22 protein-coding genes and 1 tRNA gene are annotated in these 26,581 nt (G+C 71.1%); 9 read left to right on the plus strand and 14 right to left on the minus strand.

What is annotated here, in order from left to right; all coding sequences use genetic code 11:
* Positions 1 to 44: 44 nt before the first annotated feature.
* From DEJ28_RS15880 to DEJ28_RS15890, 3 genes are all read right to left on the minus strand, one after another.
* Positions 45 to 1,379 carry an enolase C-terminal domain-like protein gene (locus DEJ28_RS15880; RefSeq protein WP_111115285.1) on the minus strand — a complete coding sequence of 445 codons (1,335 nt, stop codon included), beginning with the start codon at positions 1,377 to 1,379 and terminating at the stop codon, positions 45 to 47.
* Between the two features lie 338 nt (positions 1,380 to 1,717).
* The gene (locus DEJ28_RS15885) at positions 1,718 to 2,341 is read right to left on the minus strand and encodes a TetR/AcrR family transcriptional regulator (protein ID WP_111115286.1); all 624 of its coding nucleotides are present in this window, start codon (positions 2,339 to 2,341) and stop codon (positions 1,718 to 1,720) included.
* A 72-nt stretch (positions 2,342 to 2,413) separates the two neighbouring features.
* On the minus strand, positions 2,414 to 4,474 hold the full coding sequence (locus tag DEJ28_RS15890; RefSeq protein WP_111115287.1) for an MDR family MFS transporter: 2,061 nt from the start codon (positions 4,472 to 4,474) through the stop codon (positions 2,414 to 2,416).
* Positions 4,475 to 4,983: 509 nt separating this feature from the next.
* Between DEJ28_RS15890 and DEJ28_RS15895 the strand changes: the two genes are divergently transcribed.
* Complete coding sequence (locus tag DEJ28_RS15895) at positions 4,984 to 5,424, plus strand: DUF5304 family protein (protein ID WP_111115288.1); 441 nt, start codon at positions 4,984 to 4,986, stop codon at positions 5,422 to 5,424.
* A 32-nt stretch (positions 5,425 to 5,456) separates the two neighbouring features.
* Here DEJ28_RS15895 and DEJ28_RS15900 read toward each other — a convergent pair whose 3' ends face one another.
* Together DEJ28_RS15900 and nadE are read right to left on the minus strand one after the other, a co-directional pair.
* A complete protein-coding gene (locus DEJ28_RS15900) occupies positions 5,457 to 6,905 on the minus strand; it encodes an SPFH domain-containing protein (RefSeq protein ID WP_111115289.1) in 1,449 nt (482 codons plus the stop codon).
* Positions 6,906 to 7,020: 115 nt separating this feature from the next.
* Positions 7,021 to 7,848, minus strand: a complete 828-nt coding sequence (gene nadE, locus DEJ28_RS15905) for an NAD(+) synthase (RefSeq protein WP_111115290.1) — start codon at positions 7,846 to 7,848, stop codon at positions 7,021 to 7,023.
* Positions 7,849 to 7,963: 115 nt separating this feature from the next.
* Here nadE and DEJ28_RS15910 point away from each other — a divergent pair, with 115 nt between their 5' ends.
* From DEJ28_RS15910 to DEJ28_RS15920, 3 genes are all read left to right on the plus strand, one after another.
* Positions 7,964 to 8,407, plus strand: coding sequence for a MarR family winged helix-turn-helix transcriptional regulator (locus tag DEJ28_RS15910; RefSeq protein ID WP_220034621.1), 444 nt, complete (start codon positions 7,964 to 7,966; stop codon positions 8,405 to 8,407).
* Positions 8,408 to 8,574: 167 nt separating this feature from the next.
* Complete coding sequence (locus DEJ28_RS15915; protein ID WP_111115291.1) at positions 8,575 to 10,023, plus strand: MATE family efflux transporter; 1,449 nt, start codon at positions 8,575 to 8,577, stop codon at positions 10,021 to 10,023.
* Between the two features lie 705 nt (positions 10,024 to 10,728).
* Positions 10,729 to 11,871 (plus strand): AI-2E family transporter, encoded by a 1,143-nt coding sequence (locus DEJ28_RS15920; RefSeq protein WP_111115292.1) that lies wholly within the window; start codon positions 10,729 to 10,731, stop codon positions 11,869 to 11,871.
* A 253-nt stretch (positions 11,872 to 12,124) separates the two neighbouring features.
* On the opposite strand, the gene argG is transcribed toward DEJ28_RS15920, so the two are convergent.
* The 3 genes from argG to DEJ28_RS15935 form a co-directional block, all read right to left on the minus strand.
* Positions 12,125 to 13,567 (minus strand): argininosuccinate synthase, encoded by a 1,443-nt coding sequence (argG, locus tag DEJ28_RS15925; protein ID WP_111115293.1) that lies wholly within the window; start codon positions 13,565 to 13,567, stop codon positions 12,125 to 12,127.
* A gap of 324 nt (positions 13,568 to 13,891) precedes the next feature.
* A tRNA-Arg gene (locus DEJ28_RS15930) sits at positions 13,892 to 13,966 on the minus strand.
* 13 nt (positions 13,967 to 13,979) lie between these two features.
* A complete protein-coding gene (locus tag DEJ28_RS15935; RefSeq protein ID WP_111115294.1) occupies positions 13,980 to 15,083 on the minus strand; it encodes an epoxide hydrolase family protein in 1,104 nt (367 codons plus the stop codon).
* A 156-nt stretch (positions 15,084 to 15,239) separates the two neighbouring features.
* On the opposite strand from DEJ28_RS15935, the gene DEJ28_RS15940 reads away from it, so the two are divergent.
* Positions 15,240 to 15,917 (plus strand): hypothetical protein, encoded by a 678-nt coding sequence (locus DEJ28_RS15940; protein WP_111115295.1) that lies wholly within the window; start codon positions 15,240 to 15,242, stop codon positions 15,915 to 15,917.
* Positions 15,918 to 16,016: 99 nt separating this feature from the next.
* Here the strand turns inward: DEJ28_RS15940 and DEJ28_RS15945 are convergent, their stop codons facing one another.
* The 4 genes from DEJ28_RS15945 to DEJ28_RS15960 form a co-directional block, all read right to left on the minus strand.
* Entirely contained in the window at positions 16,017 to 17,231 is a 1,215-nt protein-coding gene (locus DEJ28_RS15945) for an MFS transporter (protein ID WP_111115296.1), read from the minus strand.
* 89 nt (positions 17,232 to 17,320) lie between these two features.
* Entirely contained in the window at positions 17,321 to 17,815 is a 495-nt protein-coding gene (locus tag DEJ28_RS15950) for an HNH endonuclease (protein WP_111115297.1), read from the minus strand.
* Between the two features lie 361 nt (positions 17,816 to 18,176).
* Complete coding sequence (locus DEJ28_RS15955; protein ID WP_284180756.1) at positions 18,177 to 19,160, minus strand: C40 family peptidase; 984 nt, start codon at positions 19,158 to 19,160, stop codon at positions 18,177 to 18,179.
* A gap of 285 nt (positions 19,161 to 19,445) precedes the next feature.
* A complete protein-coding gene (locus DEJ28_RS15960) occupies positions 19,446 to 20,141 on the minus strand; it encodes an iron-dependent transcriptional repressor DtxR (protein ID WP_111115298.1) in 696 nt (231 codons plus the stop codon).
* A 209-nt stretch (positions 20,142 to 20,350) separates the two neighbouring features.
* Between DEJ28_RS15960 and serC the strand changes: the two genes are divergently transcribed.
* Positions 20,351 to 21,466 (plus strand): phosphoserine transaminase, encoded by a 1,116-nt coding sequence (gene serC / locus DEJ28_RS15965; RefSeq protein ID WP_111115299.1) that lies wholly within the window; start codon positions 20,351 to 20,353, stop codon positions 21,464 to 21,466.
* Between the two features lie 55 nt (positions 21,467 to 21,521).
* On the opposite strand, the gene DEJ28_RS15970 is transcribed toward serC, so the two are convergent.
* Together DEJ28_RS15970 and DEJ28_RS15975 are read right to left on the minus strand one after the other, a co-directional pair.
* Positions 21,522 to 22,289 (minus strand): DUF3027 domain-containing protein, encoded by a 768-nt coding sequence (locus DEJ28_RS15970; RefSeq protein WP_111115300.1) that lies wholly within the window; start codon positions 22,287 to 22,289, stop codon positions 21,522 to 21,524.
* A complete protein-coding gene (locus DEJ28_RS15975) occupies positions 22,289 to 22,666 on the minus strand; it encodes a cold-shock protein (RefSeq protein ID WP_111115301.1) in 378 nt (125 codons plus the stop codon). Before DEJ28_RS15975 ends, DEJ28_RS15970 begins: the two co-directional genes overlap by 1 nt.
* Positions 22,667 to 22,776: 110 nt before the next feature.
* Between DEJ28_RS15975 and DEJ28_RS15980 the strand changes: the two genes are divergently transcribed.
* From DEJ28_RS15980 to DEJ28_RS15990, 3 genes are read left to right on the plus strand one after another with little or no spacing between them, the layout of a single operon-like run.
* Positions 22,777 to 23,022 carry a hypothetical protein gene (locus DEJ28_RS15980; RefSeq protein WP_111115302.1) on the plus strand — a complete coding sequence of 82 codons (246 nt, stop codon included), beginning with the start codon at positions 22,777 to 22,779 and terminating at the stop codon, positions 23,020 to 23,022.
* A 28-nt stretch (positions 23,023 to 23,050) separates the two neighbouring features.
* Positions 23,051 to 24,811, plus strand: coding sequence for a helicase-associated domain-containing protein (locus DEJ28_RS15985; RefSeq protein ID WP_111115303.1), 1,761 nt, complete (start codon positions 23,051 to 23,053; stop codon positions 24,809 to 24,811).
* A gap of 58 nt (positions 24,812 to 24,869) precedes the next feature.
* Positions 24,870 to 26,567, plus strand: a complete 1,698-nt coding sequence (locus DEJ28_RS15990; RefSeq protein WP_111115304.1) for a DNA repair helicase XPB — start codon at positions 24,870 to 24,872, stop codon at positions 26,565 to 26,567.
* Positions 26,568 to 26,581 lie beyond the last annotated feature (14 nt).

Raw genomic sequence — 26,581 nt, forward strand, 5'->3', positions numbered from 1 at the left:
CTCCACTTCGTCGTGGTGATCGGGTGAGGGTGTGGGCGTGGTGGTCAGGCGACGCGGACCGCGTCGGGGATGTCCTCGGCCGTGCCGGCCCAGACCGGGCCGTCCGGGAACGAGTACGTGTCGAGGGTTTCGGCGAGCATCTCGGTGCCGGCGCCGGGCGCGGTCGGCGGCCAGTACCGGCCGTCGTGGACGTCCACCGGGGTCACGAAGTGCTCGTGCAGGTGGTCGACGAACTCGATGCACCGGGAGTCGACCTCGCCGGTCAGCGCGACCGCGTCGAACATCGAGAGGTGCTGGACGGCCTCGCACAGGCCGACGCCGCCGGCGTGCGGGCACACCCGGACGCCGTGCTTCGCCGCGAGGAGCAGGATCGCGAGGTTCTCGTTCACCCCGGCGACCCGGGTGGCGTCGATCTGCAGGACGCTCATCGCGCGGGCCTGGATGAGCTGCTTCGCGATGACCCGGTTCGCCATGTGCTCCCCCGTCGCCACCGGGATCGGGGCGATGCGGCGGGCGATCTCGGCGTGCGCGAGGACGTCGTCGGGGCTCGTCGGCTCCTCGACCCAGGCGATGTCGAACGGGCGCAGCCGCTCGATCCAGGCGACGGCCTCGTCGAGGTCCCAGCGCTGGTTCGCGTCGATGGCGATCCGGATGTCGGGGCCGACGGTGGCGCGGGCGATGCCCATCCGTCGGACGTCCTCGTCGACGTCGCCGCCGACCTTGAGCTTGATCTGGGCGAAGCCCTCGTCGACGGCTTCACGGCAGAGCCGGGCGAGCTTCTCGTCGTCGTAGCCGAGCCAGCCCGGGGTGGTCGTGTACGCCGGGTAGCCCTCGCGCTCGAGCCGTTCGCGGCGTTCGGCCCGGAGGGGTTCGGCGTCGCGGAACAGTCCGAGCGCCTCGTCGGGCGTGATCGCGTCGGTGAGGTACCGGAAGTCCACGAGGTCGACGAGCGCCTCGGGGCTGAGACCCGCCAGCAGCGCCCACAGGGGTTGCCCGGCGCGCTTCGCCCGGAGGTCCCAGAGCGCGTTCACCACGGCGCCGATCGCCATGTGCATGACGCCCTTCTCCGGGCCGAGCCAGCGGAGCTGCGAGTCGTGCACGAGGGCGCGCCAGGTGCCGCCCATGTCGTCGAGGAGTGCTTCGGCGTCCGCGCCGACGACGTGGTCGCGGAGGGCTGCGATCGCCGCCTCCTGCACCTCGTTGCCGCGGCCGATGGTGAAGACGAAGCCGGTGCCGACGTGCCCGTCGAGGGCGTCCGTGGCGATCTCGACGTAGGCGGCGGAGTAGTCGGGTGCCGGGTTCATCGCGTCGGACCCGTCGTGTTCCCGTGAGGTCGGGAACCGGATGTCGCGCACGCGCAGACCGGTGATGCGGCTCATCGTGTCTCCTGCCCGTCCGGTCTCCGTCGACCGAACGAGGCAATCGAAACATCCGATGTCTCTGCTGTCAAGACCCGAGTTGGTTGCGTTTCAGCCACGAAGCGCGGCGAGTCGTCCGATGACTCGGCACCGGCGCGCTGGCGGGGGGGGCCATTCCGCTCGTAGTGGGTCGTTCCGCGCGTAGGAAGCCGTTCCGCTCGTAGGAAGCAGGAATTTCCTGCCCCCTATGCGCGAAAGCGCTTTCTACCGCAGCTGCGATGGGTCGGAACGCGACCACGGCCTGGAGGCGCGGTGCGGGTCCGACCTGCACCGCGCCTCCAGGCCGTGGTCAGGCTGGGTCAGGACGTGGCGAGCCGGCCCATCTCGGCGACCACGCCGCGGAGCCGGTCCGCCAGCTCGTCGTGCGTGCCGACCGTGAAGCGGTGCGCGGCCTCGATGGCCGCCGCCATCACGAGGGTCACCGCGGTCCGCGCTGAGTCGGCGTCGGCGCGCTCCGATGCGACCTCGTGGATCGCGAGCCGTGCATCCGCCATCCACTGCAGCATCGTCGGCACCATCTCCGGCCGCGCCTGGACGAGCTCCTTCATGCGGCGACGGTCCTCGGGGAGGGTCACCGTCTGCGCGACGAGGTCACAGAGGTCCGACACGAGCGGCCCCTCGCCGACGAGGAACGCGGCACGGGCCGCATCCGGCACCGTCGTGGCGGGGAGCCCCAGCGCGGCGTTGCCCTTCGACGGGAAGTAGTTGAAGAACGTGCGGGGCGAGACCCCCGCGGAGGAGCAGATCTCCTCGACCGTGACGCCCGCGAGCCCCCGGCCGGTCACGAGCTCGAGCGCGGCCCCGTGGATGGCGGCCCGGGTCTGCTGCTTCTTGCGCTCCCGCAGGCCGCCGTCGGCGGGCGCCTCGGTGTTGGTCGCTTCGGCGGTGGTCGCTTCGGTGGTGGTCGCTTCGGTGGTGGTCACGTGCTGCTCCTGGTGTGGCACGGGTCATGCGGAGCGGGGCCTCCTGGCTGGTGGCAGGAGGCCCCGATCGGCCTAGTCGTTCGACGCGCTCCGTTGGACGGCGATCGAACCGGTGACGGGAGCGGTGGGCGATCCCATGGTGTCCGCAGCCTTGACCGCCTGCACCTCGAGGTCGTCAGCCGTGCCGGCATTGTCCGCCTGCTCCTGCAGTGCCGAGCTCTTGCGGAGCGGCGGCGCCTTGAAGAACCAGCTCAGGATGAACGCGAGCAGGATCACGGCGAAGCCGACCCAGTAGACCGTCACGGCCGAGGAGTTGAACCCGGTCATGAACGGCTTCGTGAGGGCCTTGTCCGCACCGTTCAGGTAGGACGTGTCGCTCGTCTCGGCGTTCGAGTTGCTCGAGGAGTTCGAACCCTTGTCGATCTGCTTCGCCAGCGTCGGCGCGAGGTCGTTCACCCAGTAGGTGCGCTGCGCCTCGTTCGACCAGTCGACGACGAGCTTGCCGTCCTGCACACTGGCGTGCGCCTTGTCAGCAGCGGCCGTGAGGGCCTGCTGCTGCACGGCCTCCGGAGCGCCGGTGGTGGCCTGGGTCACCTTGGCGGTCGCGGCGTCGAGACCCGACTGCACCTGCTGCTTGACCGGCGTGACGATCGGGTTCCAGATCTGGTCCATGACGCCCTGGTTCGCCTTCGCACTGGCGACGGTCGGGTTCAGGGCGGCATCGAGGGCCGAGGTCAGGTTCTTCTCGTCCGCTGTCGCGTGCAGGATGTTGGCCGGCATGATCGAGAACAGGACCGACAGGAGCACCGCGGTGCCGAGCGTTCCACCGATCTGGCGGAAGAACGTCGCCGAGCTGGTCGCCACACCCATGTCACGCGGCTGGACCGAGTTCTGCGAGGCGAGGGTGATGCTCTGCATGAGCTGCCCCAGGCCGAGGCCGATGAGGAACATGCCGATCATGAGGAACCAGAGCGGCTTGTCGATCGTCATGAACGTCAGGACGACGTAGCCGCACGACACCAGCGCGGTGCCGATCACCGGGAAGATCCGGTACCGGCCGGTGCGGGCGACGATCTGGCCCGATGCGATCGAGGCGATCATCAGACCACCGATCATCGGCAGGGTCGCGAAGCCGGACTCGGTCGGGGTCAGGCCGGTGACGATCTGCAGGTAGAGCGGGATGGTCAGCATGGCGCCGAACATCGCGAAGCCGACGAGGAACCCGAGGATCGTGGCCATCGAGAACGTGCTCGAGCGGAACAGCTTGAGCGGGATGATCGCGTCGTCCTTCATGAGCGTCTCGACGACGAGGAAGGCGACGAGGCCGAGCGCGCCGATGACGTAGCAGGCGATCGCGGCCGCCGAGCCCCAGCCCCACGTACGGCCCTGTTCCGCGACGAGGAGGAACGGGACGAGCGTGACGATGACCGAGGTCGCACCCCACCAGTCGATGCGCGGCTTCGCCTTGGCGTCGCCGAACTTCGGGAGGTGCAGGAACGCGATGACCATGAGGAGCGCGGCGACACCGATCGGCACGTTGACCAGGAAGACCCAGCGCCAACCGGTGATGCCGAGGATGCTCGTCGCACCGGCGAAGAGGCCACCGATGAGCGGGCCGATGACGGAAGAGATGCCGAACACCGCGAGGAAGTACCCCTGGTACTTGGCACGCTCACGCGGGGCGAGGATGTCGCCCATGATCGCGAGCGGCAGCGACATCAGCGCGCCCGCTCCGATGCCCTGGAACGCGCGGAACGCGGCGAGCATGATCATCGACGTGGACATCGTCGAGAGCAGCGACCCGAGGATGAACACCGCGATGCCGAAGATGTAGAGCGGGCGGCGGCCGAAGACGTCGGACAGCTTGCCGTAGATCGGCGTGGTGATCGTCGAGGCGATCAGGTAGGCCGTGGTGACCCACGCCTGCTGGTCCAGCCCGTGCAGGTCGTCACCGATCGTGCGGATCGCCGTGCCGACGATCGTCTGGTCGAGGGACGACAGGAACATGCCGGCCATGAGGCCGTAGATGACGAGGAGGATCTGGCGGTGCGACATGATCGGCTTCCCCGGCGCGCTGGCCGGGGTGCTCTGTCGTCCGCGCTGCACCTCGACGGGTGCGGTGGCAGTAGACATGGGGGTCCTTCAGGGGTGCGAGGGTGATCGTCTGCGCGACTAACCTTGCAGACGCTGCAACTTTACATCACGAGCACCTTTGCTTCCAACGCAAAGTTGCCATCTGTGCACTTTCGTGAACGGCTTCTCAGCTACGGTGGCCCGCATGGGACGCACGACCTGGACCGAAGTGCCGACGATCCTGCAGGCCCGGGTCGCCTTCGTGAAGACCCTGTCGCGCTCCCGCAACCGGGACGGGTTCCGACTGCACGAGCAGGGTCTTCGCTTCGGCGTCACCGGCGGCCGTCGACGCAGTCCTGGCCGGGCTCGCGGGCACGTTCTTCGAGAAGGCCGCGCGACCGGCGATCCCGCACATGCCCTCACTGCGGGACTTCCAACGCCGCGAGGGACTGGCCGCGGCCGAGTGGCTGCTCCGGCGGTGGTCCGTGCGCCGTTGACCGCTCATCGTGCGCCCGGCGGTACCCCGATGATCCAGGAACCGCAACGTCCCGGAGCGTACGGTCCACCGCATGACTGACGAGCACGACAGCAGCCCGCGTCCCGAGGACGACGCCGCACGCCTCGGACTCGTCGTCGTCGGCGAGGCAGCAGCGCTGCACTCAGGCGACGATGCGGCCCTGGACGCGAGCGAGCAGAACATCCGCGAGGTCATCGACGAGATGATCGACGAACCACTGACGGAACGGCAGGAGCAGGTCGTCGAGCGGCTGGCGGCCGCCGGCGGCACGCTGACCGCGGGCCTCAGCGGAGCCCTCGCCGCGCAGTCGGGACGGAGCGTCGACGACGTCCTGTCGGGTGCCGCCCGCAGCGTCGTCTGGCAGCAGCACCTCGCGGAGCAACGCGATGCCGGCAGCCACGACGGCAGCGACGAGCACGGCAGCGGCGAGCGCGAGGACGCCGGCGGCCAGCAGCGGGAGCGCCGGAACGACGACGGGCACGACGAGGACTGATCCCCGCCGCACCCGGCATCACATCCTGACGCTCACTCGCTCGCCGAGGGCGCCTGCTCACGCACGACGGCACGCGCAGCGGCCTGCCCCGTCGTGGCGCTCTTCACGATGTCGCTCAGCGTGAACCCGGCGGTCGTGCCGAGCAGCGCGTCGACCTCGCTGAACTGGCTGACGACACTCTTCGCGAGCGCACCCGCGCCGTCGGACGAGACCACCGTGAGCTTGTCGATGTTCCCCATCGGTGCGGCGAGCTCGCGGGCGATGCTCGGCAGCGTCTCGATCACCTTGACCCGGAGCACGGCGTCGGAGTGCTGGGCGAGTGCGTCGGCCTGGGCCTTCGTCGCGTCGGCCTCGGCCTGGCCCCTGGCGCGGATCGCGTCGGCGGCGGCTTCACCCTCGGCACGGGAGGCGTCGGCTGCGAGCTTGCGGGCCTCGGACTCGGCCTTCGCCTCTGCGGCGATCGCCTCGGCCGAGATCCGGCGGGCCTCGGCCTGCGCGCGGGCCGTCTCAACCTGGGCGCCGGCGGCGGCTTCGGCCTCGACGCGGGTCTTGCGCGCCTGGGCCTCGGCGACGGCGGAGACCTCGGACTCGAGCTCGGCACGACGCAGCTCGGCACGCTTCTGTGCCGTGATCTGTTCCTGCTCGACGACACCCTGGGACGCGCGAGCCTGGGCGAGCGGCCCGGCGGCAGCGGCTTCGGCGGAAGCGCGGTCGGCGTCGAGCTGCAGCGCGGCGCGACGGATCGCGAGGGTGTTCTCCGCTTCGGCGATGGCCTGGTCCGCCGTCGCCCGCGCCTCACGCGCTTCACGGTCTGCCTGCGCCTCGGCGTTCTCCGCCTCGAGCCGCACACGTGCGCGCTCGGCACGGCCGAGGTCGCTGATGTACTCGTTGCGGTCGGAGATGCCCTTGATCTCGAACGAGTCCACGTCGAGCCCCTGGCTGTGCAGGGCGTCCTTCGCGACGTCGAGCACGGCGACGGTGAGCTGGTCGCGGTTGCGGATGATCGTGGACACGTCGGTCGCACCGATCGAGGCACGGAGGGAACCCGACAGGACTTCGCGCGCGAAGTCGTCGATCTTCTTCTCCTGCCCGAGGAACCGCTGCGCCGCGGCCCGGATGGAGGCGTCGGCTTCGCCGACCTTCACGAGTGCGACCGCTTCCACGTCGATGGTCACGCCGCGAGAGTCCTGGGCGTTCACGTTGATGTCGATCGCGCGCGAGCTCAGCGACAGCTTCGCGACCTTCTCGAAGAACGGCCGGACGAGCACGCCGGCGCCGAGCACGACCTTGATGCCGGACTCGACGGTCTCGGTGCCGTCCGCGTTCTTGACCTTGCGGGACCGCTTGCCCGTGATGATGAGTGCTTCGTCGGCACCGGCGTTGCGGTAGACGACCTTGGCGTAGATCAGCGCGATGACCGCGAGGACGATGATCCCCGCGATGATCAGCGGGACGGCTCCGAGCGCGAACAGGACTTCCATGGCTCCCCCTCCGGACCAGGCGCGGCCCGGGTGGGCGCGGACCTGGATTCCGCATCTGTTGTTCCGTTGTCTCCCATCCTACGAGGACGAGCCGACAACGAGGGGGACCACGCGCCTACGCGCCCGCACGCCACCAGTCGTCGAAGGGCGTCGCCGGCACCTGCCGCTTGTGCTCCGTCGCGCGGTAGCGGGACTCGATCGCCTCGGCGACCTCGACGGGCACGTCGTGCCCCTGCAGGTAGGCGTCGATCTCGGCGTAGGTGAGCCCGAGGTTCGCCTCGTCGGTCTGGCCCGGAGTCTCGTCGAGCAGGTCCGCCGTTGGGGCCTTCTCGTACAGCCGGGCCGGAGCGCCGAGGTGCTCGAGGATCTGCCGCCCCTGGCTCTTCGACAGCCCGGTGAGGGGCGTGAGGTCGACGCCGCCGTCGCCATACTTCGTGAAGAAGCCGCTCACGGCCTCGGCGGCGTGGTCGGTCCCGACCACCAGGAGCCCGCGCTGCCCGGCGACGGCGTACTGGGCGACCATGCGCATGCGCGCCTTGACGTTGCCCTTCACGAAGTCGCTCAGCGCGACGCCGGAGGCCGCCGTGTCCTGCACGACCCCGTCGACGCCGTGCTCGATGTTCACGGTGATGCCGGGGTCGGCCGCGATGAACTGCAGCGCCAGCTGCGCGTCGTCCTCGTCCGCCTGTACCCGGTAGGGCATGCGCACGGTGGTGAACTCGGCGGCGTGCCCCTCGGCGCGGAGCGACTCAACGGCGAGCTGGGTCAGACGACCGGCGAGCGTCGAGTCCTGGCCGCCGCTGATGGCGAGGAGGTAGCCCTTCGCACCGGACGCGAGCAGGTAGTCGCGGAGGAACCCGACGCGACGGGCGACCTCCTGCTCGGGGTCGATGGTCGGCTGGACGTTGAGGTCCGCTGCGATGGCGGCTTGGAGTTCACGCACCGCCCCAGTATCCCGCTGCGACACCCGGTGCGCACGGGATCAGGAGACAGATCCGACCACGAACCGAACACTTCGATCGTTGACAGTTAGACATCGAACAGTTAGTGTTCTGACCATGACGCAGCAGGCACCCCGGATGGACACGCCGCTCCAGCAGATGCGCTGGATCGGGTGGGCACAGCGCAAGGCCGCCGAGGAGTGGGTCCGCGAGCGCGACCTCACCCAGGAGCAGTCCTTCGTGCTCGGGTACCTGCAGCACACGCCCGGGGCGATCCAGCGGGACATCGCCGACATCACCCGGACGAGTGCGGCCAGCGTCTCGAGTCTCCTGCAGGGGCTCGAGCGCCGCGGGCTCGTCGAACGACGCGCGGACGCCGAGAACGCCCGGACGAAGCGCGTGTACGCCACCGACGACGGCATCGCCCTGATCGCCGGGTTCGAGGACGCCATGGTCGCCCTCGACGACGTCCTGCTCGCGCCCCTCGACCGGGGCGAACGAGCCACACTGCAGGCACTCCTGCAGAAGGTGACGGCCGAACTGCCGGAGCCCACCCGCTAGACCCGATCCGCCGCGCGCGCCCGCGCACACGCGACCGATCCACCCAGCGCACCCCGCGCCTCCAGGCCCACCGCCGGAGGCCCCACCCACGCGACTGCACCCTGCGGCCCGCGCGCTCCGTCCTGCCCGCCGAGGGCCGGCGGAGCCCTGCCCAGAAGGAGGCAGCCATGGACACCACGGCACCCACCGGAACCCCCGTGCCCGACACCGCCGCAGCCAGGAACCGCTGGTACCTGTCGGCCGCGCCCATCGGTCGAGCCCTCGTGCACCTCTGTGTGCCGATGGCCGCCGCGATGGTCGTCAGCGCCGTCTACAACGTCATCAACGCCGGCTTCATCGGCTCGCAGCACGACACGTCGCTGCTCGCGGCCATCACCTTCGGCACCCCGCTGCTCGGCCTCATCATGGCGGTCGGCGGCGTGTTCGGCGTCGGGGGCAGCGCGCTCATGTCGCGGATGCTCGGCGCCTCCGAGCACGACCCCGCGAAGGCACAGGACATCAAACGCGTCGCGTCCTTCGCCCTGTGGGGCGCAGTCGTCACCGGCGCAGTCCTCGCCGTCATCGGGCTCGTCCTCCTGCGGCCGCTCGTCGCCGTGCTCGGCGCGGACGCCGCCGCCGTGCCCGCCACGAGCGCCTACGTCGCCGTGATGCTCGCGTTCGTGCCGGTGCTCGCCGCGTCGTTCGCGCTGGAGCAGATCGTCCGGTCCGAGGGCGCCGCGCGACAGGCGATGGTCGGACTCGTCCTGTCGACGATCGGCAACCTGGTGTTCGACGTCCTCTTCATCCTGGTGCTGCACTGGGGCGTCGCCGGCGCCGCACTCGCGATCGGGCTCGGCAACCTCGTCGCGATCGGCTACTGGATCGTGTGGCTGCAGCGGAACAGCGAGAACGTCAGCTTCGCGCCGCGGTGGTTCACGCTCCGCCCGGACATCCTGAAGGGCGTGTTCGGCATCGGTGCGGGCGAGCTCCTGCAGTCCGCGTTCCTCATCGTCACGACCCTCGTGCTCAACAACCTCGCCGCCGGCTACGGGGACGACCCGCTCGCCGCGATGGGCGTCGCCGTCCGCATCGCCCAGGTGCCCGAGTTCCTCGTGATGGGCGTCACGATCGGCGTGCTGCCCCTCCTCGCCTACGCGTTCGGCAAGGGCGACGCCGTCCGGATGCGCGCCGCACTCCGCGGGGCGGCGTTCACCGTCGGCACGATCGTGCTGCTGTTCTCCGGCACGGTGTTCGTCTTCCGGGAGCAGGTCTTCACGATCTTCTCCGGCGACCACTCGGTGCTCGCCATCGGCCTGACGATCCTCACGGCACAGCTCGTCGCGACCATCGTGAACGGGTTCACGGGTCTGCTCACCTCACTGTTCCAGGCGACCGGCATGGTGCTGCCCGCGATGGTCCTCTCGATGGCGCAGGGTGTGCTCTTCGTCCCGATCGTCATCGTCGGCAACCTGTGGTTCGGGCTCGCCGGGATCATCTGGGCGCTGACCGTCACCGAGGTGCTCGTCTTCGTCGCAGCGCTCGTCCTGTGGCTCGCGTCGCGCGGCAGGATCGCTCGCGGTCTCGCCGAGGGGTCGCCGGAGCGGGCGGACGCGACGCTGGAAGGGGCGGCCGCCTGACGGTCTCGACCTGCGTGTCCACCGGACTGGAGGCGCGGTGCCAGCTGGCACCGCGCCTCCAGTCCGGTGGTGCTTGCGCTGATGCGCGCGTGCTACGGCCCTCGGCCGGCGCGACGCGGCACTCGGCCGGCGCGACGCAGCCCTACGACAGGACGAGCTCCAGCAACGACCCGGCCGGGTGCGCTGCCGGCGTCCGGGTGGAACTCGCGAACAGGTCGACTGTCGGCGTGCACGGAGCGGTGGTGGTGGCGGTCATGGCGACCAGCCCTTCGTCGGAGTGATGCGCACTCCGGATTCGACCAGGCCACCTCGTTGCGCCAGACCTCGCAGACCGCGAGGAGCATCAAGACCACGAGACCCTGTTCCGGCCTGGTCCCTTCACCGTAACGGCGTTCGGCACCACGCACGAAAACCCTCCGCAAACCGCACCCCCGAACTGGGGAGACCGATCTGTCTGTCCACACTTCGGTGGACCGCTAGAGTGGACATCAGCAGCGAGTCACACCCGACCGGCGCTCCCCTCGCCGGGACTCGCAGCGAGCATCGACGCTCCGGCCCTCGAGCACTTCCCTGCAGCTCGGGCCGGAGCGCGATGGCCCTCCCGGTGCAGCGCGAGACCACTCCGGTCGGGCGCGCGACATCCCCGGTACGGCGGCCGACGTCCCCGGTACGGTGGGCGGGCACACCCGCACCCCGAGGAGCCAGATGCCCCTGTTCGGCAACACCCCCAGCACCCCGCCCGCCGCCGTCGCACCCACCGAGGTGTCGAAGAAGTGGTCCGACTCGTTCGGCGGCATCGCGACGCGGTGCCTGCAGGCGATCATCGTGCTCGTCATCGCGATCGGCATCGTCTACGCAGCGGCGACCCTGAGCGTCGTGACCATCCCCGTGCTGCTCGCGCTGATCATCGCGTCCGCCATGCACCCGGTCGTCTCGTGGCTCCGCCGGCACCGGGTCCCGTCGGTCCTGGCGACCCTCGCGGTCCTCATCGGCGTGCTCATCGTGCTCGGCCTGGTCGGCTGGCTCATCGTCGTCGCCGTGATCTCGCAGTGGCCGGACCTGCAGAAGTCCGCCGTGCGCGGGTTCGGGCAGCTGCAGGACTTCGCCACGACGCTGCCGATCTCGATCTCCGACTCGCAGGTCGACGACATCGTCAAGAGCGTCGAGGACTTCCTGACGAGCTCGCAGTTCGGCTCCGGAGCCCTCGCGGGCGCCTCGGCCACGGCGAACTTCCTCACCGGCCTCGTGCTGATGATCGTCGTCCTGTTCTTCTTCCTCAAGGACGGTCCCCGCATCTGGGAGTTCCTGCTCCGTCCGTTCTCGGGCGAGCGGTACCAGCGTGCGCGTCGCGTCGGGAACCGGGTGGTGCAGACGCTCGGCGGCTACGTCCGCGGAACCGCCACCGTCGCCGCGGTCGACGCCATCGGCATCGGCGTCGGCATCGCGATCGTCGGGGTCCCGCTCGCGCTCCCCCTCGCGGTGGTCGTGTTCATCACGGCGTTCATCCCGATCGTCGGTGCCACCGCGGCCGGCATCCTCGCCGCCCTCGTCGCCCTCGTCGCGCTCGGTCCGGTCCAGGCGCTCATCGTCGTCGGCATCGTCGTGCTCGTCAACCAGCTCGAGGGCAACCTGCTGCAGCCGGTCCTGATGGGCAAGACGCTCAAGCTGCACGGCCTGGTGATCCTCATCGGCCTGACCGCCGGCACCGTGCTCGCCGGCATCACCGGGGCGATCATCTCGGTGCCGCTCCTCGCCGCGGCGTGGGGTGCGATCCAGGTGTGGGACGGGCCGGACACGCCCGCCCGCGCGTGGCGCCAGAAGCGTGTGGAGACCGCGGAGGCGCGCTGACGGCTCTCGACGCGACCCGCGACGGACTGGAGGCGCGGTGCCAGCTGGCACCGCGCCTCCAGTCCGTGCGGGCGGGCGTGCGCGCGTGCGCGCGGGCGTCCGCGATCCACGCGCTGTAACGACACTGTCGATGGGTGGATTCAGGTGGTGCAACCACCACCTGAATCCACCCAACGGGGATGTCGCTCGTCGCCGTCGCACCACGACGAAGGGGCCCCGCGTCGCCGCGGAGGCCCCTTCGGTCGTGCACGCGTCAGTCGGTGCCGGAGTCGAACGCCGCGCCTTCGGACGCCGCGTCCGTCGCACGTCCGAGCGCGTCGTCGGCGTCCGAGGTCACGACCGCTCCGCCGAGGATCTCCTCGGCCTCGCCCGCCTCGAGCTGGCCGACGAGGTCACCCGTCGCCCCGCCGATGAGCCCGGCGGCCGCGTACTGCTCGAGGCGCGCACGCGAGTCGGCGATGTCGAGGTTCCGCATCGTGAGCTGGCCGATCCGGTCGTCCGGGCCGAACGCGGCGTCGCCGACGCGCTCCATCGACAGCTTGTCCGGGTGGTACGACAGCGCCGGACCCGTGGTGTCGAGGATCGTGTAGTCGTCGCCGCGACGGAGGCGCAGCGTGACCTCGCCCGTGACGGCCGAGGCGACCCAGCGCTGCAGCGACTCGCGGAGCATGAGCGACTGCGGGTCGAGCCAGCGGCCCTCGTACATGAGGCGACCGAGCCGGCGACCCTCGTTGTGGTACGACGCGACCGTGTCCTCGTTGTGGATCGCGTTGAGGAGGCGCTCGTAGGCGATGTGCAGCAGCGCCATGCCCGGGGCCTCGTAGATGCCGCGGCTCTTCGCCTCGATGATGCGGTTCTCGATCTGGTCCGACGCACCGAGCCCGTGGCGGCCGCCGATGGCGTTCGCCTCGTAGACGAGCGCGACGGCGTCGGGGTACTCGACGCCGTTGATCGCGACCGGGCGACCACCCTCGAAGCGGACCGAGACGACCTCGGTCGCGACCTCGACGTCGTCACGCCAGGCAGCGACGCCCATGATCGGCTCGACGATGTCCAGCCCGCTGGAGAGCTCCTCGAGGCTCTTCGCCTCGTGCGTGGCACCCCAGATGTTCGCGTCCGTGGAGTACGCCTTCTCGGTGGAGTCGCGGTACGGGAACCCACGCTCGACGAGCCACTCGCTCATCTCCTTGCGGCCACCGAGCTCGGCGACGAACTCCGAGTCGAGCCACGGCTTGTAGACGCGGAGGCGCGGGTTGGCCATCAGGCCGTAGCGGTAGAACCGCTCGATGTCGTTGCCCTTGTAGGTGGAGCCGTCGCCCCAGATGTCGACGCCGTCCTCCTTCATGGCGCGGACGAGCATCGTGCCCGTCACCGCGCGGCCGAGGGGTGTCGTGTTGAAGTACGTCTTGCCGCCGGAGCGGATGTGGAAGGCGCCGGTCTGCAGGGCGACGAGGCCCTCTTCCACCAGGGCGCTCTTCGCGTCGACCAGGCGGGCGATCTCGGCACCGTACTCGTGGGCGCGGCTCGGGACGGCGTCGATGTCCGGCTCGTCGTACTGGCCGATGTCGGCCGTGTACGTGCAGGGCACCGCTCCCTTCTCGCGCATCCAGGCAACGGCGCAGGAGGTGTCGAGGCCTCCTGAGAACGCGATGCCGACTCGTTCGCCGACGGGGAGACTGCTCAGGACCTTGGACACGGGGTCAATCGTACGGGGCGTGCGGGTGGTGCAACCGTCCGGCGCGACGGTTGGTCGCGAGGTCGGTGTTGCAGGGCTGCCCGAGACTCGGCTGGGCGGACGACTCCCGGGTCGTGCGGGGCGCAGAGTGTCCGCCGGGGCGAGACTCGGGAGACCGATCAGCGAGCGAGCGGCCGGGCGCGGCACGGCTGGTGCCCCTGACCGGCGCGGCAGGGACTCGAACCCCGACCCGCTGGTGCCCCTGACCGGCGCGGCAGGGACTCGAACCCCGACCCGCTGGTGCCCCTGACCGGCGTGGCAGGGACTCGAACCCCGACGACCCGCTGGTGCCCCTGGAGGGACTCGAACCCCCAACCGTTTCCTTAGGACGGAACTGCTCTTCCATTGAGCTACAGAGGCTGGCCCGTCCACTCTAGCGGCGGAAGGGCTCCAGGAAGGCCCTGAGCTCGGCGACGAAGACGTCCGGCTGCTCGAACGCCGCGAAGTGCCCGCCGCGGTCGAGTTCATGGTGGTAGACGAGGTTCGTGGTCCGCTCGAGCCACTCCACCGGCGCCCGGACGAGGTCGCCCGGGAAGATCGAGAACCCGGACGGCACCTCGACCCGCCGTGCCATCTGCTCCGCCGGGACGGCCGCGTTGGCGTGGTACATCCGCATCGCGGACCCGATCGTCGCCGTCGCCCAGTACTCGGTGAGGAGCGCCAGGACCTCGTTCCGCGTGTACACCGACCAGAGGTCCCCGTCGCAGTCACTCCACGACCGGAGCTTCTCCACGATCCACGCCGCGAGCCCGGCTGGAGAGTCGTTCAACCCGACAGCTGCCGTCTGCGGCTTCGTCCGGTGCATCATCGCGTACGCGCCCTCGGACGTCCGCCACCGGTCGGTCTCGGCGACGAACTCCCGCTCGGGGCCGGACAGCGTCGCCGGGTCGAGTCCCGGCCAGGCGAGTCCGCCGTCGATGCGGTGCACGGCCACGACCCGGTCGGGGTGGTCGAGGGCGAGGTAGCGGACGACGTGGGTGCCGATGTCGCCGCCGGACACCGCGAAGCGTTCGTACCCCAGCTCGGTCATGAGCGTGGCCCACATGCCGGCGACCTGCCGGGCGTCGATCGGCTGCGGCGGCGCCTCGGAGAACCCGTACCCGGGCATGTCCGGCACGATGACGTCGAACCCGGCTGCGACGAGCATCGGCAGGACCTTGCGGTACCGCCACCCGGAGTCCGGCCAGCCGTGCGCGAGCAGGAGCGGCAGCGCGTCCGGGGTGCCGGCCCGGGCGTGCAGGACGTGGATGCCGATGCCGTCCACGGTGACCCTGCGCGAGGGCAGTGCGGACAACACGGCCCGGTGCGCGTCGAAGTCGAAGCCGTCCGCCCAGTACTCCACGAGTGACCGCAGCTCGTCGACGTCGACGCCGAGCGACCAGCCCGTACCGGCGGGGACGTCCGGCCAGCGGGTGGCACGGAGTCGCGCGCGGAGGTCGGCGACGGTCGCGTCGTCGATGAACGGGGTCTCTGCCATGACCCGACGCTACGACGCACCCCCGACGGAAGCACGCCCCGGGCCGGTGCACCCCCCGGCCGGGTGCACGCCCCGGGCGGGTGGACGGCCCAGCCGGGTGGACGGCCCGGGCGTCCGCTGTGAGGATGAGCGCATGGGAACGACGGGGGTCTCCACGTGAGCGGCTGGCAGCAGGGCGCTCCGGTGTGGACGGCAGCCCCGGCCCCGGCACCCCGCCTGCCGTTCCCCGGATGGCCCGTCTGGGTCGTGTTCGGCGTGCTGCTCCTGCCGAGCGTCTTCGGGCTCTGGCTCCTCGGCGGCGCGACGGACACCGCCCGCGATCACATCGCCGAACTGCGTCCCCTGGTCGGCCACTCCGTCGTCGTCGAGGGCGTGCTCACCGACGTCGACACCACCTCGGGCATGCCGAAGGAGACGCCGCACTACACGCTGACCATCCCCGACGACGTCGACGACCCGGCCGCCGGCAGCACGCTCACGGCCGTGGGCGACGAGACCTGGGGCTTCCCGCCGTCGAGTGACCACCCCCGCCGGTTGTCGTTCCTCGTGGTCCTCGGCGACGACCCGCACGCGGTCGAGCACGGCCCGGTGGGCTCGGTCCACGCCCCCACGGCCGGGACGCTCGCCGCTGCCGAGCAGGGCGCGACCCGCAGCACGGCGCTCTGGGTCACCGGCATCGTCGTCTTCTGGGCGTGCATGCTCGGTCTCCCTGCGCTGGCGATCACGCTGACGGTCCGCCGTCGCCGCGCACGGACCCTCCGACCCGGCCCGGCCGGTCCGGCCGGCTGGGCTGACGCGCCGGCGGGGCCCGCGGGTTCCGGCCGGCCGAGCTGACGCACCACCCACCGGTCTGGAGGCGCGGTGCTGGCCCGCCACGCGCCTCCAGGCCGGTGGGCGACGGTCCGCGATCCGCGACCCGCAGCGGGCGGGCGGTCACCTGCTGACGGCTGCGTCCTCGCGCTCGCGCGGCCGGCTGGGGAGCCATGCTGCTGCAGCCGTCCCGAGCAGCGCGACGACCGCGAACGCCGCGAACCCGAACGGCAGCGCGATCGCGCTCCCGACGCCGCCGACGACGAGCGGCCCGATGGCGTCGCCGGTCTCGCGGCCGAGCTCCGCCGAGCCCATCGTCCGTCCCAGACGGTCCGGCGGCGTCGTGCCGGCGAGGTGCGCGAACGCGACCGGTGTCAGGGTCGCGACACCGGCGCCGGCGAGCAGTGCCGCGACGAACAGCGCGGGGACCGACGGGACGACCGCGAGCAGCGCGAAGGCCACCGCGACCGCGAGGGTGCCCACGATGCCGGCCGTCCCGGCTCCGAGACGCCCGGCGTCGTGCAGCCGGCCGGCGACCGGCTGCACGAGCGAGGACGTCACCGCGAGGACCGCGACGGCGATCGTGGACACCAGCAGCGGGATGCCGACGTCGTTGCCGAGCGCCGGCAGCATGCCGGTGAGCGCACCGATCGCGGCGCTGCCGACGGCGAGCACGACCACGGGGACGAGGAACTGCCGGTCGGTCGCGGCACGGAGCATGACGGCGACGGTCGCCCGCTGTCGGGGCAGCGGGACGATCGGGTCGACCCGGACCAGGACGGCCGCTGCCGTGACGAGGGCCATCACGACCAGGACCGCGAAGAGCCACTGCGTCCCGCCGACGTGCACGACGAGGGCCCCGATCACCGGGCCGCCGGCGTAGCCGAGTCCCTTCCACGATCCGTAGCGGCCGAAGTACCTGCCGCGACGTCCGGCCGGGACGAGCCGGGCGACCGCGGCGGAGGACGCCGGCGAGAACGCCGAGGCGCCGGCACCCTGGAGGAGTCTCGCCAGCCCGAGCCAGTACGGCCCGGTCCCGAACACACCGATGAGGGAGGCCGCCGCGAACACGACCAGCCCGCCGATGATCACCGGGCGCGGGCCGATGCGGTCGGACAGTGCGCCGAAGACCGGCTTGAGGATGAGTTCGGCGACGTCGTACAGCGCCAGGAACACCCCGAGCCACGCCAGGGTCAGCCCGAGCTCGAGGTGTTCGCCGCCCACGGCCGCCGCGATGCCGTTCGCACCGAACGCCGTGACGAAGCCCGCGGCGTACAGCGGGCCGAGCCGGGGCGTGCCCGTCGGCGGGTGGGCGGGGGCGGGTCGCTGCGTTCGCACCCGTCAACCTTGGCGGACGTTCAGGCTGAGGGCCAGCCTGCTGCCCGGTCCGCTGCCCGGCCTGACGCCCGGTCCGGCGCCCGGTCCTGCTACGCGGCCACGAGGTACTCGTCCCACTCCGACTGCGGACGCTCGATCCCGCGCACGACCCAGGACGCTCCGTGCGGGGCCTTGGGACGGAAGCGGAGCCGCCACCCCATCTCCTGCGGGGTGCGGTCGCCCTTCGTGTTGTTGCACGCGAGGCAGCAGGCGACGAGGTTCTCCCACGAGTCCTCGCCGCCGCGCGAGCGGGGCTGCACGTGGTCGATCGTGGTCGCGTGCCGGTCGCAGTACGCGCACCGGTTGGCGTCCCGGCGCAGGACCCCGCGCCGGGAGACCGGCACGAGCCTGGACTGCGGGATCCGCACGTACCGGGTGAGGATGATGACGGATGGACGGTCGTAGGTCGACGTCGAGCCCGTGACCGGGTGCTCGAGGTCGGCGGCGACGATGGCGGCCTTCTGGTTCATGACGAGCACGAGGGCCCGACGGAACGAGATCACCGCGAGGGGCTCGTAACCGGCGTTGAGGACGAGAGTGCGCATGGGTTCCCTTCCGACGTGCCTGGACGGCTTCCAGGCGGTGCGGGTGCGTCGGACCGGGGCGCCACGCAGGTGACCGTCGCTCGCGCGGACGACCCCGGAACCACGAAGAGCACCACCCGGATGGGCGGTGCTCTCGTCATGCAGGGGTGTGCTCGTGCACGCAGGCGGTGGTCGACCATATGTCGACGTGCGCGCGCCGACCCATGGTGCGGGTCGTGCGGAACGCTGACATGAGGTCTCCCTGTGCAGGCCGGATCGGACCGGTGCAGCGTCAGGTTACGTCAGAAACCGGCCCGGCACGAGGGTGTGCGGGCCGGTTCCTCCGATGTTCACGGGATCGACGCGGGAGCGCCGGCTCTCGTCAGATACCGAAGCGGACGATGTGGTAGTCGCTGGTCCAGATCGGGCGGATCGACACGGAGCCACCGGGCTTCGGGGCGTCCATGATCATGCCGTTGCCCATGTAGAAGCCGTCGTGCGCCTCGTTGTTGAAGATGACGACGTCACCCGGCTGCGCCTCGGACTCGGGGATCGTGGTGCCGGCCTGGTCCTGCAGCGGCACCGAGTGCGCGAGGTTGATGCCGTACTGGGCGTAGACGAACATGACGTAGCCCGAGCAGTCGAAGCCGGACGGGTCGGCGCCGCCGAAGACGTACGGGGTGCCGATGTACTGCTTCGCGGTGGCGACCACGGCCGGCAGCGAGAACGGGGTGTTCGCGGCGGTCGAGGACGCGACGTAGTCGGACGCGGTCGGGCCGGTGTAGGCGGCGTACTGCGACGCGGTCTGCGCGCGGGCGGCCTGCGTGGCGGCGGACTGCGCTGCCGCCTGCTTCGCGGCCTCGGCGGCTGCCTTCTGCGCCTTCTCGGCGTTCAGCGTGGCGGTCGAGGTGGCGCCGTAGCCGTCGCGGCTCGTGCCGGCGAGGGCGACCGCGTCGGACACGGAGAAGTTCTGCGCCTCGGTGGTGCGGATCGCGCGCTGCGCGTTGGCGGCGTCGGTGCCCGTGGACTGCTGCGTGGCGGCGAAGGCCGGGGCGACTGCGACGGTGCCGAACATGCCGGCGGCGACGGTCAGGACGACGGGCGCGAGGAAGCGACGCTTGCGAGCCGACGAGCTCGCCTTGGCGGTGGCTGCGGTGCGAGCGGCCTGCGCAGCACGGCGGCCGCCGGGGAGCGGGGCGTCGCGCACGGGGGTCACACGAGCGGGACGGGCGTCACGCGTGGTGCGCGCGGCCTCGGTCTCGCTCTGTCGAGCGGCCCGGCGTGAGAGCGGGGCATCGGTGGCGTTCGCGGTGTTCGTCGGGTTCACGGGCGTCTGGGCGTCCGCGGCGGAACCGGTCTGCGTCAAAAGGGGTGTCTCCGGCGTCTCGTCACCACGTTCCGCGGGGGTGACCGCGGTCCGTGCAACCCCATCCGTTCGTCATCGTTTCCGATCGAGACAGGAGACGGGTTCGAGACGTCCTGTCACGGGTCCTGGGCCTCGTGGGTGGCCGGCGGACTCGTCGAGTGTACGTGCGGACCGTTACCTTGTCGAGATGAAAACGCCCGTTTGTAACAGTTCGGTTAAGAACCCCTGATCAGGCCGCAGAAAAACGCCCCGCCCCAGTTGCCGGGCCACGGCACGTCCGACGGGTCAGGGACGCTCGATGTAGACGTGCTGCGCGACCTCGCTGGGCAGCTCGATGCCCGACTCCTCGCCGTCGACGCGGACCGCGACGTACGCGCCGGCACGCTGGACGCTCGCGAGACGTCCGGGCATCACGCCCGCCGATCGCAGCTGGTGGAGGAGTTCCGGTTCGAACTGCACGGGCTCGCCCAGACGGCGGATGACACCGGTGGCGACGGCGTCCGTGCCCTCGGTCGCGGCGACGATGTTCTGCACACCGTCGAGGAACCCGGCAGCGGCAGGACCGCCGATCTCGGCGAGCCCGGGGATCGGGTTGCCGTACGGGGATTCGGTCGGGTTGCCGAGCATCTCGAGCAGCCGGACCTCGACCTGCTCGCTCATGACGTGCTCCCAGCGGCAGGCCTCGTCGTGGACGAACGCCCAGTCCAGCCCGATGACGTCGGACAGCAGGCGCTCCGCGAGGCGGTGCTTGCGCATCACGTGGGTCGCACGGGAGCGGCCCTCACCGGTGAGTTCGAGGTGACGGTCGCCCGAGACGACGACGAGCCCGTCGCGCTCCATGCGAGCGATGGTCTGCGAGACCGTGGGACCCGAGTGGCCGAGGCGCTCCGAGATGCGAGCGCGCAGCGGAACGATCGCCTCCTCCTCGAGATCGAGGATGGTGCGGAGGTACATCTCCGTTGTGTCGACGAGATCGGTCACGGTCCGCCTCTCAGCTCTGGGCCCAGCGCGCCCCACCCTACTTGTTCGAGGGGACACGGAACGACCAACACTTGCGTGGTGCAAGAAAGTCCCGTCCCGGACGGGTCGCGGGCGGACTGGAGGCGCGGTGCACGCCCGCCCCGTCCGGCCGGGCTGGTGGCACGGGCTGCGGTCACGAGCGTTGGGATACCGCTCGTTAGGATCGGTGCATGGCAGACATCGTCATCCCCGCCGAACTCCTCCCGACCGACGGCCGATTCGGCTGCGGCCCGTCCAAGATCCGTGGCGCGCAGCTCGAGTCCCTCGTCACCCGCGGGGCGACGATCCTCGGGACCTCCCACCGTCAGAAGCCCGTGAAGGACCTGGTCGGCAGCGTCCGGCAGGGCCTCGCCGACCTGTTCGACGTCCCCGAGGGCTACGAGGTCGTCCTCGGCAACGGCGGTTCGACCGCGTTCTGGGACGCCGCCGCGTTCGGCCTCATCGAGCGCCGCGCCGAGAACCTGTCCTTCGGCGAGTTCGGCTCCAAGTTCGCGAAGGCCGCCGGAGCTCCGTGGCTCGAGGCACCGCACGTCCTCGAGGCACCGGGTGGCTCCCTCACGTCGCTCGAGCCGGTGGAGGGTGTGGACGTCTACGCCTACCCGCACAACGAGACCTCGACGGGTGTCATGGCCCCCGTCGTCCGCGCCGCGGGTGACGACGGCGCGCTCACCGTGGTCGACGCCACCAGCGCCGCGGGCGGTGCGGCGTTCGACGTCAGCGCGACGGACGTCTACTACTTCGCCCCGCAGAAGAACTTCGCGTCGGACGGCGGCCTCTGGCTCGCACTGTTCTCCCCCGCAGCGCTCGAGCGCGTCGAGCGCATCGCCGCGAGCGGGCGGTACATCCCGGAGTTCCTGTCGCTCAAGAACGCCGTCGACAACTCGCGCCTGAACCAGACGCTGAACACGCCGGCGCTCGCGACCCTCATCATGCTCGACGACCAGGTGCAGTGGATCAACCAGTCCGGCGGCATCGCCTGGGCCGACACCCGCACGAAGACGTCCTCGTCGACGCTCTACGACTGGGCCGAGTCGGTCGACTACGCGACGCCGTTCGTCAGCGTGCCGGAGCACCGGTCGCAGGTCGTCGCCACGATCGACCTGGACGACTCGATCGACGCGAAGGCGGTCGCCGCGACCCTGCGCCAGAACGGCATCGTCGACACGGAGCCGTACCGGAAGCTCGGTCGCAACCAGCTCCGCATCGCGACCTTCACGGCGATCGACCCGGACGACGTCGCCAAGCTCGTGCGGGCGATCGACTTCACGGTGAACGCCCTGCGCTGACCCCGCGTCGCGGTCGGTCCCACCCGATTGCAGAACGCAACGGGGGCGCCGGGCGTCAGGAGTGGTGACGGTCCGGATCGGTCTCGCCGGCGTCGAGCTGGTCGGCCTCGAGGTCCTCGTCCGGATCGACCGGACGGACGCGGCGGGTGCGGCGGCGAGCGCCCCGGAACGGCTGCGGGGCGTCGTCCTCGTCGTCGTCGTCTTCTTCGGTGTCGTCGGTGACGGTGTCGGTGTCGGTGTCGAGCTCGTCGACGTCCACGCCGTCGATGTCGTCGTCGTCCGACTCGTCGAGGTCGTCCTCGTCGGTGTCGAAGTCGTCGTCCGAGTCGTCGTCGTCTTCGTCCTCGTCGGACGCGTCGTCTTCGTCCTCGTCGGAGTCGTCGTCTTCGTCGTCTTCGTCGTCGTCTTCGTCGTCGTCTTCGCCGTCGAAGTCGTCGTCGTCCGACTCGTCGTCGGCCTCGTCGTCGTGCGCGTCCTCGGTGTCCTGCCCGGCCCGGTACTCGGCGAGCCGTTCGGACCACGGCACCCACTCCGGCGCGACCAGCGAGCCGTCGCCCGGCATGAGTTCGACCTCGAGCACGCTCGGCTCGTCACCCTCGACCTGGGCGATGGAGACGGTCCAGCGCCAGCCCGGGTACCCGGGCATGCGGTTGGCGAACAGGACGGAGACGACGCCGTCGCCCTCGTCGACCGTGCCGACGGACGCCCCGACCGTCGAGTCCGGGGTCACCTCGAGCAGGGCCGTCCGCGCGAGCGCGGTGAGGTCGGGACCGGGAACCGGTGCGGTGGGCTCCGTGGTGGAGGAGGGATCGATGTCGGTCATCACGCGTCCAACTGGTCAGCGACGTGCCGCAGGATCGCGGCGATACGGGTGCCGTTCTTCGGGTACCGACCGTGGCGGAAGTCCCCGCTGATCCGGTCGAGCTCCTTCACGAGGTCCTCGACGATGACGGCCATGTCGTCCGCGGATCGACGGGACATCTTCGCGAGGGACGGCTGCGGGTCGAGGAGCCGCACGGACAGCGCCTGCGACCCCTTCTTGCCCTGGACCACGCCGTACTCGAGGCGCGATCCGGCCTGCACCGACGTGACACCGTCGGGCAGCGAGGACGCGTGCAGGAAGACGGGTTCGCCGTCGTCGCCGGTGATGAACCCGAACCCCTTCTGGTCGTCGTAGAACTTGACCTTGCCGGTGGGCATTCGTCGGTCTCCTCGTGATCGTGGAACGGCCGTGGTGCGTCGGATATCCTGGGTCGATGGCCAACCCGACCCGGTCCACCGGGAACACGCAGGAACCTGCGGAACCCCCAGTGACGTTCAATCGTACCGAACGTGCACTCGCCTTCATGGTCGGCGGCATCTTCATCGCCGCGTTCCTCTGCATGGCGGCCATGATCGTGATGTGGCTGACCGCTCCGAGCGCGCAGGCTTCGATGCCGTGGCCCGTGATCATGGCGATCCCGCTCATCGGCTTCCCGATCGGGATGGTCCTCGTCTTCACGTTGCTCGGCATCACCTGGACGCGCAGGGCGCGAGCGAACCGGACGGCGCGCTGAGGCCCGCGTCGGACGATCGCGGCGGACGATGACGACCACCGCAGACCTCGCCGCCCGGCTCCGGGCGATGCCGGACGACGCCCTCGAGCGGCTCGTCCTCGCCAGACGACTCCCCACGGCGGTGTTCGGTGAGACCGGCCCGCTGCGCGTCTCGGACTTCTTCGACCTCGCCGAGGCGCTCCGCACCGACGACGCGGTGGACGCCGCGATCGAACACCTGCCGCGTGCCACGCTGCTCGCGCTCCGCGACGGCACGGGTGACGTCGACGCCCTCGCCCCGGCGGTCGCGCTCGGCCTCGCCGACGACGAGGGCGGCGTCGACGACGCGGTGTCGGCCCGGTTGGCCGCCCACCCGGACCTCGTGGGTCTGCCAGGAGGCACGGCTCACCCCCGTCCCGCCGGCTCGGCCCCGCCGTCGGGGGACGACGCGCGCGCCCGGACGATCGGCGCGGAGCACGCCTTCGCGACCATGACCGTGGTCGCCGAACTCCTGCGCGCCGTGTCCGAGGGCGCCGTGCGCGAACTCGTGAAGGGCGGCATCGGGACTCCGCTCGCCAAGACGCTCGGTGAGCGCGCCGGCGCCGACGCCCAGGTCGTGCCGGGGCGTCTGGCGCTCCTCGAGCGGGTCGGCTTCGCGGTCCCGGGTGACGGCACCTGGGCGACGACCCCCGCCGGCGACGCCTGGCTCGTCGCGAGCTGGCCGGACCGCTGGTCGACGCTCGTGTCGGCGTGGCGCGACACCCTCGACCCCGCCGTGCAGGACGTCCTCGGGGTCGCGGGCGACGACCTGCGTGACCTCGTCGCCGTCGGACGCTGGGCGTTTCCCGCGGGTGCCCGGTGGCTCGACGCCGTGCTGCTCGACGTCGCCGGCACCGCAGAGGCCCTCGGCGTGGCGGTGGACGGCGTCGTCACGAGCACCGGTCGCGCCCTGCTCGACGACGACGGCACCCCGGCCACCACCGACCTCCCACCGACGGTCGACGGCGTGTACCTGCAGCACGACCTCACGGTCATCGCCCCCGGGCCGCTCGCCCCGGTCGACGACGACGCACTCCGGAGCGTCGCCGTGCTCGAGGCGCCGGGACTCGCCGCCCGGTACCGCATCTCGGAGGACTCACTCCGCCGGGCCTTCCGTGCCGGGCACACCCGCGACGAGGTCGTGGCGCTCCTCGAACGGCTCTCGGCGACCGGGCTGCCGCAGCCCCTCGCCTACCTCGTCGACCAGGTGTCCTCCCGCGACGGCAGCATCGTCGTCGACGTCGGCGCGGACGGTCTCGGAACCCTCGTGCACGGCACCGCCGACCAGCTCGACCTCATCGGTGTGGACGCCGAGCTCCGGCAGCTGGCGTGGGAGCGCAGCGACCTCACGACGCTCCTCACCCGCTACCCGCCGCACGTCGTCCACTCCGCGCTGGAGGCCCAGCGCTACCCGGCCGTCCTGACGGCCGCAGCTCGCCCTGCCGCGGGATCCGTGCCTCCAGGCCGTCGACGTGCCGGCGGACGCAACCCGGAGCAGGCGGCGCACGCACTCGTGGAACGGCTCCGGCTGACCACCGAGCGCGGGGACGCCGAACCGGAGCAGGAGTGGCTCGGACGGCAGATCGACCTGGCCGTCCGCGGTCGCACCCCGATCCGGCTGACCGTGCGGATGCCGGACGGCACCGAGCGTCCGTTCTCGATCGTGCCGACCTCGGTCGCGGCCGGGCGCGTCCGGGGGCGCGACACGGCGGTCGACGTCGAGCGCACCCTGCCGCTCTCCCTCGTCGTGGCTGTGGAGAGTGACGCCTGATTCCACAGTCTGGCCGGACCGCACCGGTTCGCAGGCGCGCGGCATAGGCTCATCCGTCATGAACGGACCGCTGATCGTGCAGAGCGACCGCACCGTGCTGCTCGAGGTGGCACACCCTGACGCCGAGGACGCGCGGCACGACCTCGCCGTGTTCGCGGAGCTCGAACGCGCCCCGGAGCACGTGCACACCTACCGCATCACCCGACTCGGTCTGTGGAACGCGCGCGCCGCGGGCCACGACGCCGAGAGCATGATCCACACGCTCGAGCACTTCGCGAAGTTCCCCGTGCCGCAGAGCGTCACCGTGGACATCCGCGACACCGTGGCCCGCTACGGCCGGCTCGTCATCCGGCGTGAGGAGCGCCCGGACGCACCGGCGATCGCGAACTCCCCCGCCGAGGAACTCGAGCTCCAGCCGCTGCTGCTGCTCACCGCGACCGAGCCCTCGGTCCTCGCCGAGGTCATCCGCTCGAAGCGCATCAAGCCCCTGCTCGGCAACATGCGTTCCCCGCAGGAAGTCGAACTGCTGCCATGGGCCCGCGGGCAGATCAAGCAGGAGCTCGTCAAGCTCGGCTGGCCTGCCGAGGACCTCGCCGGGTACACGCCGGGGCAGCCGCACCCGATCGACCTCGCCACCGCCGACTGGCACCTCCGCCCGTACCAGGTGCAGGCCGTCGACACGTTCTTCGCACAGGGCTCCGGCGTCGTGGTGCTGCCCTGCGGTGCCGGCAAGACGCTCGTCGGTGCCGGCGCGATGGCGACCGTCAAGGCGACCACGCTCATCCTCGTCACGAACACCGTCTCGGCACGGCAGTGGCGGTCTGAACTGCTCCGCCGCACGTCCCTCACCGAGGACGAGATCGGCGAGTACTCCGGCAGCGTCAAGGAGATCCGACCGGTCACGATCGCGACCTACCAGATCCTCACGGCCCGCCGGAAGGGCGAGTACACGCACCTGTCGTTGCTCGACGCCCTCGACTGGGGCCTCATCGTCTACGACGAGGTGCACCTGCTCCCCGCCCCGGTGTTCAAGCTGACCGCCGACCTCCAGGCACGCCGTCGCCTCGGCCTCACCGCGACGCTCGTGCGCGAGGACGGGCGCGAGGGCGACGTGTTCTCCCTGATCGGGCCGAAGCGCTACGACGCCCCGTGGAAGGAGATCGAGGCGCAGGGCTACATCTCGCCCGCAGCCTGCTTCGAGGTGCGCATCGACCTGCCGCACCAGGACCGCCTCGAGTACGCGGCGTCGAGCGACGACGAGCGCTACCGGCTGGCGGCGACGTCCCCGGCGAAGACCCCGGTCGTGCGCGAGCTCATCGAGAAGCACCGCGGCGAGCAGATCCTCGTCATCGGGCAGTACATCGACCAGTTGGACGCACTGGCCGAGTCGCTCGACGCGGCGGAGATCACCGGGGCGACGCCGGTCGACGAGCGCGAGCGGCTCTACCAGGCCTTCCGCGAGGGCACGATCGACGTGCTCGTCGTCTCCAAGGTGGCGAACTTCTCCGTCGACCTGCCGGACGCGACCGTGGCGATCCAGGTCTCCGGGTCGTTCGGCTCCCGGCAGGAAGAGGCCCAGCGCCTCGGCCGGCTCCTCCGCCCGAACAAGGACGGCCTGCCGGCGTCGTTCTACACGCTCGTGACGCGCGACACCGTCGACCAGGACTTCGCGCAGAACCGGCAGCGGTTCCTGGCGGAGCAGGGGTACTCCTACACGATCCTGGATGCCGACCAGATCCAGACTCCCGTGGGGTGACGCACGCACCGCTC

Source organism: Curtobacterium sp. MCPF17_002 (genome assembly GCF_003234115.2).
GTDB lineage: Bacteria > Actinomycetota > Actinomycetes > Actinomycetales > Microbacteriaceae > Curtobacterium.